Raw genomic sequence first — 18,937 nt, forward strand, 5'->3', positions numbered from 1 at the left:
GCAGTTACTCCTGTTCCCGGGCAATAATTACTGGTAATTGCCGCTCATACTGTCTGGCATCATCGCCACTGGCCCAATACAGCAGTGATCCGGCAGGATTGTGTTTTTGCACTTCAGCACAGGTATCAATACAGAGCCTGCATTGAGTGCAGGTAATCTTCCGCTGCTTATGTGCTCTTGGCGGCAGGCGCATAGGACAGACCTGATCACAGGCATGACAGTCACGGCAGTCTTTTCCCCGCTCTTTGCGGTAACCAATCACCAGGCCACGCGGATTAGCCGCCCAGATCAGACTCTGAAAAATTCCGACTGCGCAGCCATACCGGCAGAACCAGTGACGGGCCAGCGTAAATTCGATAAAAAATAATACCGTTGCCGCACACAGAAAAATCAGCGGATATGTATCAACCTGCAGCCGGAAAATACCCTGCCATAAAGGCAACGGAGGAATCAGATAACTGAGCAGAGAAACCGCCCATAAAAAAGAACAGGCCAGAATCCAGAAAAAAAGGACCGTTCTGGAACCAGGACGCGCCCCGCTGCTGCTCTTTTCCCACAACGAACGCCTGCCAAGCCAGTAATGCATTTTACTGTCCAGCCACTCCAGAACAGAAAAATGCGGGCACAACCAGCCGCAGTAAATTCGTCCCCAGCGCCAGACAAAAACAATAAGTACGATGACCGTCAGCAGGACGGGCAGCGCCAGACGCCAGAATAATTGTGAAAATACTGAAGCAGCACTCTGACCAGCAGCAGGTGCAAGCTCCAGCGTCCAGTCATAACCCAAAAAAATAAAATGGCCGAGCGTCAGATCCAGACGAAAAATATCCAGAACCGGCGCCAGCAGAAATAATAAAAAAAATACGCTGCGGCTGATCAGGCGGTAGCGTTGCACCCCTGAATTCATCAGCCTGTCTTCCTGGCCGCTGCCCGAAGGCAGCGGCTGTGATCTTTGCATATATTCAGGCACTGACAGGTAAAGCAGGTGCATCAGCCTGAGTACGGCTGGCGACAACAAAACTGTATAAGTACAGCATCACGCCACCACCAAAAGCGATACCAGCAACCAGACGCGCCCAATAAATAGGAACAATCAGGTCTTGTGTCGCCATATAGCCCAGGGCAATGCCATCAGCCGGCATACGCTGCTGCATCACCTGAATAATACCCGCCGCAGTCAGCAGCAGAGTAATCATCAGCATGGATACACACATGACCCAGATGGAGGCAATTTCCACTTTCTGCGCCTGCAGACTGTTACTTAAACGTCCCTGCAACTGTGGCCATGCGTAAGAGATAATCGCCAGCACAATCATCACGTAAGCGCCAAAGAATGCCAGGTGACCATGAGCGGCCGTAATCTGAGAGCCGTGGGTGTAATAATTTACCGGCGCCAGGGTATGCAGGAATCCCCAAACGCCCGCACCAAGGAAAGCCATAATGGTACAGCCGGCAGCCCAGGTAACGGCGGCTTTGTTAGGGTGTTCGCGGCGGCGCTGTTTAATCATGCTGAAAGCGAACACCATCATCATGAAGAAAGGTAACGGCTCGACGGCAGAGAAAACCGATCCGATCCATAGCCAGTATTCCGGAGCGCCGATAAAGAAATAATGGTGGCCGGTGCCAAGAATGCCGCTGATCAGAGCCATCGCAATAATCAGGTACAACCATTTTTCCACAACCTCACGATCCACACCGGTGGTTTTGATCAGAATAAAGGCGAGGATACTGCCGAGAATCAGCTCCCACACACCTTCAACCCACAGGTGCACAACCCACCACCAGAAATACTTATCCAGAGTCAGTGATGCCGGATTATAAAAAGAGAACAGGAAGAACACTGCCAGACCGAGAAGACCGGTGATCAGCACCATGTTAATCACGGTTTTACGGCCACGCAGAATAGTCATACCAACGTTAAACAAGAATCCGAGTGCAACAATAACAATACCTATTTTGGTAATAGTTGGCTGTTCCAGAAATTCCCGCCCCATGGTTGGCAGAATATTGTTGTATGTAATCTCCGCCAGCGTTGCATAGGGAACCGATAAATAACCAACAATGGTCAGGGTTCCGGCAATGGCATAAGCCCAGAACAGTATCCAGGCCAGTTTCGGACTATACAGCTCACACTGAGTTTCTTCAGGTACAAGATAGTAAGTCGCGCCCATAAAACCACAGAGCAGCCAGACGATCAGAAGATTGGTGTGCACCATACGGGCAACGTTAAAAGGGATTTCCGGAAACAGGAAATCACCGATGATGTACTGCGTGCCAAGAATCAGACCGAAGACAATCTGACCGACAAACAGCAACATGGCAAAGGCAAAGTACGGTTTTGCAACCGCCTGGCTTTGATATTTCATGATGTTTGATCCTTGAATAATTAAATTGAAATGGTCGTCATGCATCAGCCTTCGATATTTGGTGGCCAATCGTTGGTGTCGATGCGGGAAGTCCAGATCAGGAATTCAGCTAAATCGTTAATCTCCTGCTCTTTTAAATGGAACTGTGGCATTTGGCGGCGTCCTTCAACACCAGTAGGCATTGCCTTCATCCAGGCAGAAAAATACGCCTTGAATACCTGCTCATTTTCCATCCCGCGGCGCTGAAAAACGTTCCCCAGCTCGGGAGCAAAATAGGCCCCCTCTCCCAGCAATGAATGACAGCCGACGCAGTTATTTTTTTCCCAGATTTCTTTGCCATGTGCGACTTCAGCGGTGAGCAGTTCACGATTCTCACGCTTCGGCAGCACCGTAACGGTATCAACCGTCAGAGCAACAAAGAGGAGGAAAAAGAATGCGCCCCCACCGTAGTAAATATTCCGGGCCATGCCCTTAGTGAAACGTTCTGACATAAAATGTCTCCTCGCGGTTATAAAAAGACGGCTCATTCACCAACTGGCATAAGAGCGCGGATAATCTGGCGAACAGCTTGCTGGGCGGCGGGCTCGTCACTCAGGGTTTCAGTCAGAGCCGCTTCCGTTGCGATTTCTGCCGGCAACCCGCTGCGGATCAGACGGGCACAATGAATCAGAAGGCGGGTAGAAGGAGACTCCTCAAGATCGGCGTCATTAAGCTTGCGCAGAGCAGCAGCAACCGCACACAGACGCTGCGCAGTCTGCAGATCGATACCACTTTCCTGCATAACGATCCGGGCTTCCTGCTGTTCATCCGGGTAGTTAAAACCGATGCTGACAAAGCGCTGGCGGGTACTGGGTTTAAGCCCTTTCATAAGGTTGCGGTAACCCGGGTTATAAGACATAACCAGCATAAAACCCGGCGCGGCATGAAGCTGCTCTCCGGTGCCATCAAGCGGCAGAATGCGTCTGTCATCGGTAAGGGGGTGAATAACAACTGTTGTATCCTTGCGGGCCTCAATAACCTCGTCCAGATAACAGATTGCCCCTTCGCGCACAGCGCGCGTCAGTGGACCGTCCTGCCAGAACGTGCCGTTGTTGCCGATCAGGTGGCGGCCAATCAGATCGGCAGCGGTCAGATCATCATGACAGGCAACGGTATAGAGCGGGCGCTTCAGCTGCTCCGCCATATGCTCAATAAAACGTGTTTTACCGCAGCCGGTAGGGCCTTTAATCAGAACAGGAAGCTGATTACGGCTGGCGTGCAGGAAGAGTTCAACCTCACTTCCCTGCGGCTGATAAAAGTGCAGCCGTGAGTCCGCTGGCGACACAGCAGGAGCATTCATATGCCGATCCTATGGGTAACTTTACGGTGCTAATGCTGTCCTTTAGCAAAGAGGTCATAAATACCAAACAATAGAGATCGATATACCCATATATAGGTACTTTTCCTTAAAACAGGCAAAATATACCTCTTAAACCAACTATCAGAATCAAAACAGAATGAAAGTAAGTTATTGTTTATTAAGGATTTTAATTTATTAAGCAGAAACAAAAATCTAAAAATGGTTATTTATTCAATTCAAATGGTTAAATATACCCAAGTATAAAAAATACCAACTCAAGTCAATTTTATAGCCGGGATAAGGCAGTCGTTATTATATTTTTGACCTGAATCAGTTTTTTATCCGCACATCTGGTTGAGCATGCAATTCCATTCAGGAATTAATGGATTTCGGCATGACACGCAAACCTCCGGGTCTCCTCAGCCTGTTATTTGTATTGCCTATGGCATCCCCCGCCCTGCCATCCCGGGCCGATAACACAGCCACAAGCCTGCCACTGATGGTGGTTTCCGCAACCGGCTACCGCCAACAGGCACTGATGAGCCCGGCAGCCATTACCGTGCTGGAACAGGAGCAACTGAATCAGCAACCGGTATCCGACCTCGCCGAAGTACTGCGTGATATTCCCGGCATAGCCATTGTCGACTCCGGGGTTCCCGGCATGAAGCGTCTGTCATTGCGGGGGGAAAGCGCCCGCCGTGTGCTGGTAAAAATTAATGGCCAGCCGCTGGCCGACCATTCCAATTACGGCACGCCATTACTGATCGATATTAATATGATCGAACGTGTCGAAGTCGTTCGTGGCCCATCCTCTGTTGTACATGGCGGCAATGCTCTCGGCGGTGTCATTAATATCATCACCCGCCAGGCATCTGCCGGTGAGCAGGAAGCTATTTTCAGCTCCGGATATTACTCAGCAACCCGCGGACAACGCGTTTCTGCCGGCGTACTGGCTGCCCGGCAAGGGCTGGATATGCGCCTGCAGGCCAGCCGCACATCCCATCAGGATCGCCGTCTGGCTGATGGCACACTGGAGAATTCCGATTCTCTGCAGCGCTCAGTCTCAGCAGAGCTGGGTTACAGCCAGGCACAACACCATATCAGCTGGCAGGGCGACTATTTCAAACAATATGCCAGCGCCTGGGTGGAACCCGACTCGGGTATTGATTATCTGCGCTTTCCGGAGCGCAACTCTCTCCGTCATGCGCTGAATTATGAATACCTTCAGGATCACGGCAGCCTGCAAAAAATTAATGCCCGGATGTATCAACATAATGGCCGGCGCGTTATGGAAAATGCTATCAGCAGTCAGACACCCGTGGTGGCTGTGAATGTTGATAATTTCTCCGATGATGATCTGCTGACCAGTGGCGGCCAGTTAAGTACAGAAGCCCGCTGGCTGGGAAATAACCTGACGGTAGCTGGTATGGAGTATCAGAGCGACCGCCTGGATACAGACAAACGCTCGCAAACAACACTGCGTATGCTGACCCTGCCGGTTCCGCCAACCGTGACAGAAAAAAAATCCGCGCAACAAGCGGAACAAAACCAGTGGTCAGCATTTTTACAGCAACAGATTGTATTAACCGCAGATGCTGAGGCACACGCCGGTCTGCGTTATTACCGCATTAATTCACGCCTGACCGACAGCACAGAGCGCTCTGACAGCGATAACCATGATGATGAAATGGTTGGCTCCGTATCCATGGTCTGGCGCGCCACTCCGGCCTCGGCATTACGCATCAACCTTGCTCAGGGATATTCCTACCCCAGCGTCACCCAGCAATTTGCCGTTACCGCCGGTGGCAGCAATGTGCATTTTGGCAACCCGGATTTAACCGCAGAAAAAGCAACCACACTGGAATTCGGATTCCGCCTCGACAACAAGCAGTGGCTGCTTGACCTCGCGCTGTATTACAACCGCGCACGTGACTTTATCGACCGCGAAGCCCTGACTGCGGCTCCGCCTGAATACACCACAACCACCACAGCATCACAGTCTCTCTGGCGCTGGGTCAACATCAATAAAGCCAAAAGCTACGGTTTGGAACTGGCCGTTTCCCGTCAGCTTAAAACGCTCCGCCCTTACGCCAATATTACCGTACAACGCCGGGAGCTCGATTTCGCCAGCGGCGAAGACACCTGGAACAGCGGCCTGCCCGAATACCAGCTGCAGTCCGGAGTGCAATGGTCAGCCCGGCCAAATACACAGCTGGATATCTTTCTGCGCTCTTACGGTGATGCCCGGCGGGATGACGAAAATGGCGTAAAGACCGCACACAGCGGTGGCTACGCAGAATTCAATATCGCCATGCAGTATCAGCCGGTTAACAACCTGATGCTGACCGCTGCGGTTAATAACCTGACCAATCAAAGCTACCAGAACCCTGAAGAATTACCGGCTGCCGGACGTGCGCTCAATGCCGAAATGCATTGGCGTTTCTGATGACAACCAGACGACCTGAAACTGGGATATATGAGAGAGGAACGATCATGAAATACTGGAAACATCCACTTTGCCTGGCCATTGCCGCGCTCAGCTTAGCGGTTCACGCGGTACCCAACCCGGAAAATGCAGCATCGGCTTATCAGGGCGAAGCGTCTGCTATCGACCCGGCATCGGCTAAAGTTGTGCGCTCACCCGGCGCACCGGATCTGACTGAGGCAGAATTTGAAAAAGCCAAGAAGATTTATTTTCAGCGCTGTGCCGGCTGTCACGGCGTACTGCGTAAAGGCGCAACCGGCAAGCCACTGACACCGGATATTACTCAGCAAAAAGGCCAGGCTTACCTCGAAGCACTGATTGGCTATGGCTCGCCGGCCGGTATGCCAAACTGGGGCTCATCCGGTCAGTTTTCGCCGGAAGAAGTCACCCTGATGGCCAAGTACGTTATGCATGAACCACCGACACCTCCTGAGTGGGGCATGAAAGAAATGCTGAATACCTGGGAGGTATTTGTTAAACCTGAAGACCGCCCGAAAAAACAGATGAATGATCTTAATCTGGATAATCTGTTTTCTGTCACACTGCGGGACGACGGTAAAATTGCATTGATCGATGGTGACACAAAAAAAATCGTAAAAACCATCGAAACCGGATACGCCGTGCATATCTCCCGCATTTCGGCTTCGGGCCGTTACCTGCTGGTTATTGGTCGTGATGCCCGGATCGATATGATTGATTTATGGATGAAATCACCTGGCAAAGTTGCTGAAATCAAAATCGGCATCGAAGCCCGCTCGGTAGAAACATCCAAATACGAAGGCTACGAAGATAAATACGCTATTGCCGGTGCTTACTGGCCGCCGCAATACACCATTATGGATGGCGAAACCCTGGAACCGCTCAAAATTGTTTCGACCCGTGGCATGACCGTCGATAAACAGGAATACCATCCGGAGCCCCGCGTTGCTGCGATTATCGCGTCACATGAACATCCGGAATTTATCGTTAATATTAAAGAAACCGGTAAGGTACAGCTGGTTAACTATCAGGATGTCGATAACCTGACCGTTACCACCATTGGCACCGCTCCGTTCCTGCACGATGGTGGCTGGGATGTAACCCATCGCTACTTTATGACTGCGGCAAACCAGTCGAATAAAATTGCCGTGATTGACTCCAAAGAGCGGAAAATGACTGCACTGGTTGATGTGGGTAAAATTCCTCATCCGGGACGTGGCGCTAACTTTGTGCATCCGGAATTTGGTCCGGTCTGGGTAACCAGCCACCTGGGCGATGAAACTATCTCCCTGATTGGTACCGATCCTGAAAACCATCCGGATCATGCCTGGAAAGTTGTGCAGACTCTGAAAGGACAAGGTGGCGGTTCTCTGTTTATCAAAACACACCCAAAATCGAACCACCTTTACCTGGATACCACCTTTAACCCGGATGCCAAAGTCAGCCAGTCTGTGGCGGTATTTGACATTAAAAATCTGGCAAAAGGCTACACTGTTCTGCCGATTGCTGAGTGGTCCGGAATCAAAGAAGGAGCCAAACGGATTGTTCAGCCGGAATACAATGCCGCTGGTAACGAAGTCTGGTTCTCAGTCTGGAACGGCCAGGAAGAACCGTCCGCGATTGTGGTGGTTGATGACAAAACACTGAAACTGAAAAAGGTAATTAAGGATAAACGCCTGATTACCCCAACCGGTAAATTCAATGTAAAAAACACTCAGCACGATATCTACTGATCATCGTCTTCTGAGCAGAAAAGCGGCACGTTATGTGCCGCTTTTTCTTTTTTCAGGTGCGGAAAATTCAGCCGGATGATGCTCATCAGCATGAGAGCTCAGAGGAAACTTCTGCTCCAGAAGTTCAAGCTCAGGTCGGTGCAGCCAGGCAATCCGACCCGCCAGTTCATCACCGGCAGGCAGCAAATGTATTTCTATGCAGCGCTTATCGGTTATCGATTCACGCCGCTCTACCAGACCCAGCTCACAACAGCGGTCGACCAGCATCACCGTACCATGATGTTTTGCCTGAAGTTTTTCCGACAATTCACTGATTGTGGCCCACTCCCGTCCGGAAAAGCCTTTCAGATGCAGCAATAACAGATACTGCAATGAAGTCAGACCATGGGCTTTGCAGATATTTTCACTGTGGCGCTGGAAGATACGCAGGCGGTAGCGGAAATCCGAAAGGTTCTGATAATCCTGCTTATTCAATTTATCCATAAAGAATCTGATCCTCAGACAGCTTCAGCAATACGGCCCGATATGCTTGCCACCGGATTAAAGGTGATCTAAACCATATATATCATAGCATGATATATATGGAGGTAATTATGAACCTGTCAGAACTGATAATGCCCTGGTCAGCGAAAGGCTGGGAAAAAATGCAATCGATGAATATCTCCATACCGGCTCTGGCCTGGAAGCTGGTTCTGCCACTGTCTTTCCTGCCGCCGGTTCTGCTCTATTATGCCGGAACTCATTACGACAACAGCTACATTCAGAATTTCCCGGAAAAAAACTGGCATTTTATTACCACCACATTTTTCCTCGCAGAATTACTGACCTTTTTTGTAATGGGATGGCTTATTCACTCGGTACTGGAAAGCCACGATCTGGCCATTAACTATCACGACGCCTACTTACTGGCGGCTATTGCCCCCATTCCTATGTGGCTGTCTTCTCTGGGATTACTTATTCCTTCCGCTTTAATTACCGGCATTTTTGCAGGTGTCGGATTAGTCGCTTCCTGTGTCATTCTCTACCTTGGAACCAGCGCGCTCTGTCACCGCAATACGGATGATGTGGTCAGCATGTCCGCAACCTATACGATAATGTCTGCCGCATTTCTCGCCTGGATTATGCTGATGGTTATCGTCTGGGCTTATTAAGACACCTCTGAATAGTTCAGTGCCCGCTTCGGCTTACTGAAAAAGTCCAGCTCGCTGCTGAAAATATATCTGCAGTTTTAATTGGCATTTTGCGCCATGCCAATCCATCGACACGGAAAATTTTTCTTATCCCTGAAGCTGTCAGGCTGTTTTTGCAACGGCTGGCCCAGACTGTCCAAATAACCGGTTTATACATCCCCCTGTAACCTCTGATTTTATGCGCCAAAAAATATTTAATGGCGGGTGACAGGGGTTATTGATTAAAAACACAAAAAATTGACCTGAGTCCTTCAACCTACCTCCGATGGGGTATGTTGGCTGTGTCCGGTGACTGCGACAATTTGACGCATTAGCCAGACTGATGCTCACTCCAGACATCAGGCTGACGCTGAATAGGAATTGTATGATGTCAGCACCTGACAGCCCCCTGAAACATTATTTATGGCCTTTTTTTGTCCTGATTTTTTTTGTCCTCAGTATTTCCGTAGCAGCGGTTCCGGAAGTGGCAGCCTCAGAAAACGCTGGACACAAAGCAGAAAATCGACAGCAGAAACGCCTGCAGGCTCATAAGCCCTCCGATAAATCAGAAGACACCGCACAGCAACGCCTCCGCCTTATTCTGCCTGAGGCGACAGAGATATCGTCTCCCGAAGGTGATTTCGGTATCCGGACCATCAAAGGAAATGACCGTTTACTGGGCTATATGTTTGAAACAATCAACGTAGCCAATATTCCTGCCTACTCCGGCAAGCCAATTAATATGCAGGTTATCCTCAGTCCTGAGGCCGTTATTCTTGATGCCTGGCTGCTGGAACACCACGAGCCAATTCTGCTGGTCGGTATTCCGGAACAGAAGCTGGTTGATTTTGGCGTAGCCTATCAGGGCATCAGGGCTGATCAGCGCGTCGTGGTTGGCAGCACCAATGATGAAAACGCCGTGACCGTCGATGCCATCACCGGTGCCACCGTTACCGTGATGGTTGTGAACGAAATCATCATGAAGGCCACTCACACAGTCGCCGCATCATTGGGACTGGTCGAAGCGCAACTGTCACAGAAACAGAAGCCCGCCAATATTCTGCCAGAGGTTTACAGTAACGCCGGCTGGCAGCAGCTGACCGGAGACGGCTCCATCCGTCGTATGCACCTGTTACGCTCCCAGGTGGACGAATCATTCAGGGGCACCGACGCCGAACAGGTGGAAAAAGCCACAGCGGATCAGCTTAACGATACCTTTATTGATCTTTATGTTGCCTATCTGAACGCGCCAACTATTGGCCGCAACCTGTTGGGTGACAGTCAGTACCGCTTCCTGATGGAAGAGCTGAAACCCGGCGAGCACGCCATTGCTGTGCTGGCCAACGGCATGTTCTCATTTAAAGGATCAGGCTATGTGCGCGGCGGTATTTTTGACCGCATCCAGCTGCGTCAGTTTGGTGATGTTATCTCCTTCCGCGATCTGGACCAGCAACGTCTGTACGATGTCATGGCCGACGGCGCACCGGAGTTTAAAGAAAAATCGCTGTTTATTATCCGTGACAAAAGCCATTTTGACCCTGGCACTGACTGGACCTTTGAGTTACTGGTGCGCCGCCAGACAGGCCCGGTGGATGGCGTATTCACCAGTTTCGAACTGGGTTATCAACTGCCCCAAACCTACTTCGAACGGCCAGCATTAACAGCCGAAGAACTGGCTGCCATTGAAGAAGCCAACCGCCCTCTGTGGCTGAATATCTGGTATCAGAAGAGTTTCCAGATCGGAGTTCTGATAACTGCCCTGGGTGTTTTGCTGGTGATTTTATTCCTGCAGGATTATTTCACCAGCAAGCCTGCATTTCTGCACTGGCTGCGCCGGGGTTATCTGTTATTTACCGTGTTCTTTATTGGCTGGTATTGCCTCGGCCAGCTGTCGGTTGTCAACGTACTGACCTTTGTTCATTCACTGATGCAGGGCTTCCGCTGGGAGCTGTTTCTCAGCGATCCCGTTATATTTATTCTCTGGGCATTTACCGCAGCCACCATCCTGCTCTGGGGACGGGGAGTATTCTGCGGCTGGCTGTGTCCGTTCGGTGCTCTGCAGGAGCTGATTAACGAAGCCGCCCGTAAATTAAAAATCCGCCAGTATGAATTGCCCTTTGCTTTGCACGAACGCTTATGGGCCGTTAAATACATTATTTTATTGGGTTTATTCGGGCTGTCTCTGGAGTCACTTGCTACTGCAGAACGATATGCCGAAGTGGAACCCTTTAAAACCGCCATCATGCTCAAATTCAGCCGTGAATGGGGCTTTGTTTTCTACGCTGTGTTGTTGCTGGTTATCAATATTTTTACGCGCAAAGTCTACTGCCGTTATATCTGTCCTCTGGGAGCTGCCCTGGCAATACCAAGTAAGGCCCGCCTGTTCGACTGGCTGAAACGCCGCAAAGAATGTGGCCAGCCCTGCCAGCTCTGCGCCAATGAATGCGAGATACAGGCCATTCATCCCGATGGTCATATTAATCACAACGAATGTCACTACTGCCTCGATTGCCAGATGACATATCACAACGATCATAAATGTCCGCCACTGGTTGCTAAACGTAAAAAACAGCAAAGAAATAAACCCGTTCCACAGCGTATCCCGGTGGTACAGATGGATCCGCAAAACTGAAGAAGCCAATCTTGTTCAAGGAGATAGACCATGACAGATGACAGCAATAAAAATGTACCCGGAAAAGAAAAAACCGGACTAAGCCGCCGCGGATTTCTCGGTGCCAGTGCTCTGACGGGTGCCGGTGCGGCACTGGTCGGCGCAGCCGGCCTGGGTTCTGCAGTAATGAGCCGCGAGGCCTTTGCCGCAGCCGCTCAGGACGCCAAAAAGAAATACCATGTAGAGCCAGGTGAGCTGGACGATTACATCGGCTTCTGGAGTGGTGGTCATCAGGGCGAAGTGCGCGTACTGGGTATTCCTTCCATGCGCGAACTGATGCGGATTCCGGTATTTAATATCGACTCGGCTACCGGCTGGGGCATCACCAACGAAAGTAAGGCGATAATGGGCGATAGTGCGAAGTTCCTGAATGGTGACTGTCACCATCCGCACATCTCCATGAAAGATGGCAAATACGATGGCAAATACGTTTTTATCAACGATAAAGCCAACAGCCGTGTAGCCCGTATCCGCCTGGATATTATGAAGTGTGACAAGATGCTGACCGTGCCTAATGTTCAGGCGATCCACGGACTGCGTCTGCAGAAAGCACCGTACACCAAGTATGTATTTGCTAATGCTGAATTTGTTATGCCACATCCGAACGATGGCAAACATTTCGATTTGCAGGCCGATTACAGCTACACCATGTTTAACGTCATTGACGCAGAAAGCATGGAAATGGCATTTCAGATTATGGTTGACGGTAACCTGGACAACTGTGATGCCGACTACACAGGCCGCTTTGCTGCTTCCACCTGTTACAACTCAGAAAAAGCCTATGATCTGGGCGGCATGATGCGTAATGAACGTGACTGGGTTGTGGTATTTGATATCCAGGCTGCAGAAAAAGCGGTTAAAGCCGGTAAATTCACCACTCTGGGCGACTCTAAAGTACCGGTGCTGGATGGCCGTAAAAAAGGCGAAAAAGACAGCCAGTTTACCCGTTATATTCCTGTGCCGAAAAACCCGCATGGCTGTAACACCTCATCCGATGGCAAGTACTTTATTGCCAACGGCAAGCTGTCACCAACTGTATCCATGATCGAAATTGCTAAACTGCCTGACCTGTTTAACGGCAAAATCAAAGATCCGCGTGACACCATTGCTGCAGAACCGGAACTGGGCCTTGGACCGCTGCACACTACCTTCGATGGTCGTGGCAATGCCTACACCACACTGTTTATCGACAGTCAGGTCGTGAAGTGGAATATGGCCGATGCGGTACGTGCCTATAAAGGTGAAAAGGTTAACTACATCAAGCAGAAACTGGATGTGCAGTATCAGCCTGGTCACATTCATGCCTCGCTGTGCGAAACCAGCGAAGCTGATGGCCAGTGGCTGGTTGCTTTGTGCAAGTTCTCCAAAGACCGCTTCCTGCAGGTTGGCCCACTGCACCCGGAAAACGATCAGCTGATCGATATCTCCGGTGAAGAAATGAAACTGGTGCACGATGGCCCAACCTTCGCAGAACCGCATGACTGCACCATGGCACGCCGTGATCAGATCCGTACCCGGAAAATCTGGAAACGGGATGATCCTTTCTTTGCCGGCACCACCGCCATGGCGAAAAAGGATGGAATCAATCTGGAAACCGACAACAAGGTTATCCGTGATGGTAATAAAGTCCGGGTTTACATGACCTCGGTAGCGCCAGCCTATGGCATTAACGAGTTCAAGGTAAAACAGGGCGATGAGGTTACCGTAATCATCACCAATCTGGACCAGATCGAAGACGTTACCCACGGTTTCTGTATGGTGAACCATGGTGTCTCCATGGAAATCAGCCCACAGCAAACTGCGTCAGTTACCTTTGTGGCCGACAAAGTGGGTATGCACTGGTACTACTGCAACTGGTTCTGCCATGCTCTGCATATGGAGATGGTAGGTCGAATGCTGGTTGAACCAGCCTGATCGGCTGGCGGCGGGCCGTGATGCCCGCCGCCCCTCCACAACTGCGGGACATTATGATCCTTTCTGTCTTTTTTTTACTGCTGCTGGCCAGTGCCGGTGCGCAGGCCCAGTACCAGTCATTACCGCTGCAACCGCAGGGGGATATTCTGGTTTTACCCGCCGGTCACTATCAGGGGAATTTTCTGATTGATCAGCCCGGCCACATCCGCTGTGCAGCCAACGCTGTCATCGACGCCGGGGCGCAGGGCCATGCGGTGAAAATTACCGCCGCCGAAGTCAGCCTTGAAGGCTGCCATATTATTAACTGGGGACGTAACCTCACCGATCTGGATTCAGCCATATTTGTTGCTGCCCGGGCCGACCATGTACGTCTGCTGAATAATCATCTGCAAGGGGCCGGATTCGGCATCTGGGCCGATACCAGCCAGCATATTGAAATCCACGGCAATCAGATCAGCGGCGATGACACTGTGCGCTCACAGGACCGTGGCAATGGCATTCATCTGTTTTCTGTCCGTCAGGCCAGTGTGACCGACAACGTTATCCGCCACACCCGGGATGGCATCTACATCGACACCTCCAACCACAACACGCTGACCGGTAACGTGCTGGAAGACCTGCGCTACGGAATTCACTATATGTTTTCCAATAACAATGTGGTGCATAACAACACAACCCGCCGCACCCGCACCGGTTATGCCCTGATGCAGAGCCGTAATCTGGATGTACGCAATAATCTGTCTGAAGACGATCAGAACTACGGCATTCTGATGAACTACATCACCTACTCCACCATCAGCAACAACAGAGTGCAGGGGGTGATCAGCGGCAGCACCGGCGACAGTATGATTCAGGGAGCTGAAGGCAAAGCCTTGTTTATCTACAACTCCGTATTCAACACCATCAGCCACAACTACTTTGCCGACAGCGTGATGGGTATTCACCTTACCGCCGGCTCTGAAGACAATAAAATCTTTGGCAATGCCTTTATCGCTAATCAACAGCAAGTTAAATATGTCGCAACCCGAACTCAGGAGTGGTCTGAAAATGGCCGCGGAAATTACTGGAGCGATTATCTTGGCTGGGACCGGAATGTCGATGACATCGGCGATCTGATTTACGAACCAAACGACAATATCGACCGCTTACTGTGGCTTTATCCACAAATGCGTTTATTACTGAACAGCCCGGCCATTGAATTACTGCGCTGGGTACAGCAAGCGTTTCCGGTCGTTAAATCCCCCGGCGTACGGGACAGCTTTCCCCTGATGCGCCCACCGCTGACAGAGGCCCCTTAAAATGAACCTGGTAGAACTGCAGAATGTCAGTCTTGCTTATGGCCGGATGGAGGTTATAAAAAACCTTTCTCTGCATCTGGCAGAAGGTGAAGTACTTGGTTTGTTCGGCCATAACGGTGCCGGCAAAACAACCACCATGAAAATGATCCTCGGCCTGCTCGCGCCCGGCAGCGGCCATGTTCAGGTATTTGGCAATACTCCGGATCATACCGAAGTCCGTAAGCGGCTTGGTTATCTGCCGGAAAACGTTATGTTTTATCCGCAATTAAGCGGAGAGGAAACACTGACTTATTTTGCCCGCCTGAAAGGTGCAGCTCATCATCAGATCGGAGAATTACTGGAAAAAGTCGGGCTGACCCATGCCGCTACACGTAAAGTAAAAACCTATTCCAAAGGTATGCGTCAGCGGTTGGGTCTGGCTCAGGCGCTGCTGGCAAATCCACGTCTGTTATTACTGGACGAGCCGACCGTCGGTCTGGACCCGGTAGCCACGCAGGAACTTTATCAATTACTGAACGAGCTGCGTCAGAACGGTACCGGCATTATTCTCTGCTCTCACGTGTTACCCGGTGTTGAACCTTATATCAGCCGCGCCGCCATTCTTGCCGGTGGTCAGTTACAGGCTGTCGGTACCCTGAGTGAATTACGCCGTCAGGTAGCACTGCCTACGCGCATTCGCCTTGGCAGCCTCTCGGAACCGGAGCACTGGCAAACCCGGTTATCCGGCCTCGGCTTCGATTCCCGCTGTATTGGCCGCGATGCTCTCGAAGTTTTAACGCACAACGGCGCCCGCCGGGAGTTACTTAACACCCTGATAAACAGCAGCGAAGCCGCCGATCTGGAGGTCAGCCCGCCGTCCCTCGACGATCTGTACCGCCATTTTGCGGTCGTTCCGGCACAGGAGAAATCGCAATGATGCAAGTCTGGAATATCGCCATTAAAGAGCTGAATGATGGCCTGCGTAACCGCTGGCTGCTGGCCATCAGTCTGCTGTTTGCCATTCTCGCTGCGGGCATTGCCTGGCTTGGCTCAGCCGCCGCCGGCCAGGTGGGTTTCAGTTCCATTCCGGCAACCATTGCCAGTCTGGCCAGCCTGGCAACATTTCTGGTTCCGCTGATTGCTCTGCTGCTTGCTTACGATGCCATCGTGGGTGAAGAAGAAGGCGGAACCCTGTTGTTATTGCTGACCTACCCGCTCAGTCGCGGGCAGTTACTGCTGGGGAAATTTATCGGTCACGGGCTGATTCTTGCGCTCGCCACCTCTATTGGTTTTGGCAGTGCCGCCGTCGCCATTGCATTATTGGTCAGCGATCTGGATATCTGGCTTCTGATTCAATCGTTCTCACGGTTTATTTTTTCAGCCACGTTACTGGGCTGGGTATTCCTTGCTTTGGCTTATTTTCTCAGCAGCAAAGCCAGCGAAAAATCGACCGCGGCCGGCCTCGCTCTTGGCGTGTGGTTTCTGTTTGTGCTGGTGTTTGATCTCAGTCTGCTGGCACTGCTGGTCTTCAGTAAAGGGCAGCTCAACCCTGACCTTCTGCCATGGCTTTTACTGCTTAATCCCACCGATATATTCCGGCAAATAAATCTGTCCGGTCTTGGCGACGGCAGCGCTATGAATGGTGTTATGGCTTTGGGGCGGGATTTGCCCATCACAAATCCGGGATTGTGGTTCTCATTATTTATCTGGTTGATTGCCAGCCTGGGTATTGCTCATTTCGCCTTACGTCGTCGTGCGATTTAACGTTATAAAGGATAAGTTCATGAAAAAAGTACACTCCATCATTTCTGTTGCTGCCCTGATATTCAGCGCATTACTGGCAGGCTGCAGCCAGCCAACCAACAGCGAAACCACCACACATTCACCGGTAGCCTTTCACTCGTCAGATGAATGCCACGTGTGCGGCATGGCCATCACCCGCTTTCCCGGTCCCAAAGGCGAAGCGATATCGGGCAATGGTGCAACCAGAAAATTCTGCTCATCCGCCGAGATGCTGCACTGGTGGTTACAGCCTGAAAATCAGGTTCAGCAAATGACGTTATACGTTCACGATATGAGCCGCAGCGACTGGAACAGACCGGATGATGCACATCTGATTAATGCCATGCAGGCGTTTTACGTTGTAGCCCCCGATATGGCAGGCTCAATGGGCACGCCAATCGCCAGCTTTGCCAATAAGGAAAGTGCAGCATTGTTTGCCTCTGACAGACAAACCAGCGTGATGACATTCGAGCAGCTGAAAGAAGCCCTGCTGCAGCATCAGCAAATGATGGGCGAAAACCATTCCGAAGATCACAGCATGCACCATTAAGGCGGTACGTATTATGGGAATAAGTCCATGGCAGTTACTGATCGTACTGCTGATTGTAATCGTATTATTTGGCAGTAAACGGCTGCGCTCTCTGGGAGGTGATATTGGTGGTGCGATCCGGGATTTTCGTAAAGCCGCCAATAAACAGCCAGAAGATAACGAGCAATAATCCAGGCCTGTCCGGATGCCGGCAGGCAGCTTCTGAAAATAAATAAAAAGCTGCTATGCCGGCACAAAAAACAGAAAATAATCAGCTCGCCGGACGGAAAATACTGATGACCTCCGGATTACATTCCAGATAGGGCCCATCCATAAGATCAATACAGTAAGGTACAGCGGGAAATACCGCATCCAGACACTGGCGTATTGCTTTCGGCTTGCCCGGCAGATTAATAATTAATGATTGTTTTCTGAGTCCGGCAGTCTGCCGTGAAAGAATGGCGGTAGGCACATACTTCAGAGACTCCATACGCATCAGCTCACCGAACCCCGGCATCATACGATCACAGACCGCCTCGGTTGCCTCCGGCGTCACATCACGCAGAGCGGGCCCTGTTCCTCCGGTAGTAATTACCAGACAGCATTTTTCCTCATCCACCAGCTCACACAGTGTTTCTTCAATCTGTGGACGCTCATCGGCGATCAGACGATAAACCGCTTCCCACTCACCGGATAAATATTCCGTTAATGTTTCACGGATAGCCTGACCCGAAATATCTTCATAAATACCGGCACTGGCTCTGTCGCTGACCGTCAGAATGCCGATACGGATTTTTTTCTGCATGATAACTCCTGAAGTTTTCCGGAAATTCAGTAACAGGGGTAAATATACAACGATATACCGCCGCTATCAGTTATTGTTATGCGGAAACCTGATGTGAACAATAAAGGCGTTTCTTAAATCACTGAGCAATCCGTACGAAGACTGGGCCAGCTCGCACCGGCCCCTCGCAGGTTTTATATTACTGGCAGCTGCCGCAGCAGTCTGAAGACGTTGCTTTAGGTGGTACAAACAGAAAATAATTTTCCAGCGTAATGTGCCGCATAAGATCGTCCACCAGCGTCTGCAGGCCCAGATACAGCGAGCGCCAGCTGTTACAGGCACCGGCCGGAACTTTCATATTATTGGTCAGACTGCACAAGCGGTTAATGGCTTCCAGATGTTCCAGGTGCTCATCCTGCATCACATTAATCGGGCCATTCGGATAAATTCCCCCGGCCAGCATCGGAAACAGGATCTGCTCCTCTTTCATCATATGGCTTTCCAGCTCATGACTCATATCGCGCAACAGATCAGCCAGTCCGGACGGACAGTTGGCGGAATCGCTGTGCACCCGTTCAACTTTGGCAGCCAGGAAGATCAGCTCCGGTAACTGCTCACGATGGCGGGCATGGTAACGCTCCAGGATGTGACCGATCAGTTTCATGCGGGGTTCTTTGCCCCAATCAATGGCGGGATCATCATGATGGTGTTCGGTCATTTCAAGTTCAGCCAGACCGGCCGCCACCTCTTCCGGATCAAGTCCCTTATGTTCCAGTGCCTGCTGCAAGCTCACCATGCCCTGATTGCAGAAATTAATATCCAGCTGACGTAACAAAGCAGAAGCACCGGGAATGGTTGTGGCAATATCACTCAGAGAACGATTCAGAATTTCCATAAACTCTCCTGATA

At 50.8% G+C, this 18,937-nt stretch carries 17 protein-coding genes; 10 read left to right on the top strand and 7 right to left on the bottom strand.

Annotation, left to right across the window (positions count from 1 at the left end; translation table 11 throughout):
• Positions 1-4: 4 nt before the first annotated feature.
• The 4 genes from MT343_RS17595 to MT343_RS17610 are packed head-to-tail and all read right to left on the bottom strand — an operon-like array spanning position 5 to position 3,705.
• A complete protein-coding gene (locus MT343_RS17595; protein ID WP_186435847.1) occupies positions 5-907 on the bottom strand; it encodes a 4Fe-4S binding protein in 903 nt (300 codons plus the stop codon).
• Positions 908-962: 55 nt separating this feature from the next.
• Positions 963-2,366 carry a cbb3-type cytochrome c oxidase subunit I gene (locus MT343_RS17600; RefSeq protein WP_145468016.1) on the bottom strand — a complete coding sequence of 468 codons (1,404 nt, stop codon included), beginning with the start codon at positions 2,364-2,366 and terminating at the stop codon, positions 963-965.
• A 44-nt stretch (positions 2,367-2,410) separates the two neighbouring features.
• Positions 2,411-2,857 (bottom strand): c-type cytochrome, encoded by a 447-nt coding sequence (locus tag MT343_RS17605; RefSeq protein WP_145468014.1) that lies wholly within the window; start codon positions 2,855-2,857, stop codon positions 2,411-2,413.
• Positions 2,858-2,889: 32 nt separating this feature from the next.
• Complete coding sequence (locus MT343_RS17610) at positions 2,890-3,705, bottom strand: CbbQ/NirQ/NorQ/GpvN family protein (protein ID WP_186435846.1); 816 nt, start codon at positions 3,703-3,705, stop codon at positions 2,890-2,892.
• 394 nt (positions 3,706-4,099) lie between these two features.
• On the opposite strand from MT343_RS17610, the gene MT343_RS17615 reads away from it, so the two are divergent.
• Together MT343_RS17615 and MT343_RS17620 are read left to right on the top strand one after the other, a co-directional pair.
• Positions 4,100-6,151 (top strand): TonB-dependent receptor plug domain-containing protein, encoded by a 2,052-nt coding sequence (locus MT343_RS17615; protein ID WP_186435845.1) that lies wholly within the window; start codon positions 4,100-4,102, stop codon positions 6,149-6,151.
• A 47-nt stretch (positions 6,152-6,198) separates the two neighbouring features.
• A complete protein-coding gene (locus MT343_RS17620; RefSeq protein ID WP_145468010.1) occupies positions 6,199-7,902 on the top strand; it encodes a nitrite reductase in 1,704 nt (567 codons plus the stop codon).
• Between the two features lie 30 nt (positions 7,903-7,932).
• Here MT343_RS17620 and MT343_RS17625 read toward each other — a convergent pair whose 3' ends face one another.
• The gene (locus tag MT343_RS17625) at positions 7,933-8,385 is read right to left on the bottom strand and encodes a MarR family winged helix-turn-helix transcriptional regulator (RefSeq protein ID WP_145468008.1); all 453 of its coding nucleotides are present in this window, start codon (positions 8,383-8,385) and stop codon (positions 7,933-7,935) included.
• A 110-nt stretch (positions 8,386-8,495) separates the two neighbouring features.
• On the opposite strand from MT343_RS17625, the gene MT343_RS17630 reads away from it, so the two are divergent.
• The 8 genes from MT343_RS17630 to tatA all read left to right on the top strand — a co-directional run bounded on the left by MT343_RS17630 (position 8,496) and on the right by tatA (position 17,434).
• Complete coding sequence (locus MT343_RS17630) at positions 8,496-9,053, top strand: Yip1 family protein (RefSeq protein ID WP_145468006.1); 558 nt, start codon at positions 8,496-8,498, stop codon at positions 9,051-9,053.
• A 403-nt stretch (positions 9,054-9,456) separates the two neighbouring features.
• On the top strand, positions 9,457-11,703 hold the full coding sequence (gene nosR, locus MT343_RS17635; protein WP_243989427.1) for a transcriptional regulator NosR: 2,247 nt from the start codon (positions 9,457-9,459) through the stop codon (positions 11,701-11,703).
• A gap of 30 nt (positions 11,704-11,733) precedes the next feature.
• Positions 11,734-13,656 carry a TAT-dependent nitrous-oxide reductase gene (nosZ, locus tag MT343_RS17640; RefSeq protein ID WP_145468004.1) on the top strand — a complete coding sequence of 641 codons (1,923 nt, stop codon included), beginning with the start codon at positions 11,734-11,736 and terminating at the stop codon, positions 13,654-13,656.
• Between the two features lie 53 nt (positions 13,657-13,709).
• A complete protein-coding gene (locus MT343_RS17645; RefSeq protein ID WP_145468002.1) occupies positions 13,710-14,954 on the top strand; it encodes a nitrous oxide reductase family maturation protein NosD in 1,245 nt (414 codons plus the stop codon).
• A 1-nt stretch (position 14,955) separates the two neighbouring features.
• Complete coding sequence (locus tag MT343_RS17650) at positions 14,956-15,870, top strand: ABC transporter ATP-binding protein (RefSeq protein WP_145468000.1); 915 nt, start codon at positions 14,956-14,958, stop codon at positions 15,868-15,870.
• On the top strand, positions 15,867-16,697 hold the full coding sequence (locus tag MT343_RS17655) for an ABC transporter permease (protein WP_145467998.1): 831 nt from the start codon (positions 15,867-15,869) through the stop codon (positions 16,695-16,697). The genes MT343_RS17650 and MT343_RS17655 overlap by 4 nt, the downstream gene beginning before the upstream one ends.
• 19 nt (positions 16,698-16,716) lie before the next feature.
• Positions 16,717-17,265 carry a nitrous oxide reductase accessory protein NosL gene (locus MT343_RS17660; RefSeq protein ID WP_145467996.1) on the top strand — a complete coding sequence of 183 codons (549 nt, stop codon included), beginning with the start codon at positions 16,717-16,719 and terminating at the stop codon, positions 17,263-17,265.
• Between the two features lie 13 nt (positions 17,266-17,278).
• Positions 17,279-17,434 (top strand): twin-arginine translocase TatA/TatE family subunit, encoded by a 156-nt coding sequence (tatA, locus tag MT343_RS17665; protein ID WP_145467994.1) that lies wholly within the window; start codon positions 17,279-17,281, stop codon positions 17,432-17,434.
• An 81-nt stretch (positions 17,435-17,515) separates the two neighbouring features.
• On the opposite strand, the gene mog is transcribed toward tatA, so the two are convergent.
• Both mog and ytfE read right to left on the bottom strand, forming a co-directional pair.
• Positions 17,516-18,049 carry a molybdopterin adenylyltransferase gene (gene mog, locus MT343_RS17670; protein ID WP_145467992.1) on the bottom strand — a complete coding sequence of 178 codons (534 nt, stop codon included), beginning with the start codon at positions 18,047-18,049 and terminating at the stop codon, positions 17,516-17,518.
• Between the two features lie 178 nt (positions 18,050-18,227).
• On the bottom strand, positions 18,228-18,923 hold the full coding sequence (gene ytfE, locus MT343_RS17675; protein ID WP_145467990.1) for an iron-sulfur cluster repair protein YtfE: 696 nt from the start codon (positions 18,921-18,923) through the stop codon (positions 18,228-18,230).
• Positions 18,924-18,937: the final 14 nt, after the last annotated feature.

The organism is Venatorbacter sp. C2-1, from assembly GCF_022832715.1.
In the GTDB taxonomy this organism is placed as follows: Bacteria; Pseudomonadota; Gammaproteobacteria; order Pseudomonadales; family Oceanobacteraceae; genus Venatoribacter; species Venatoribacter alkanivorans.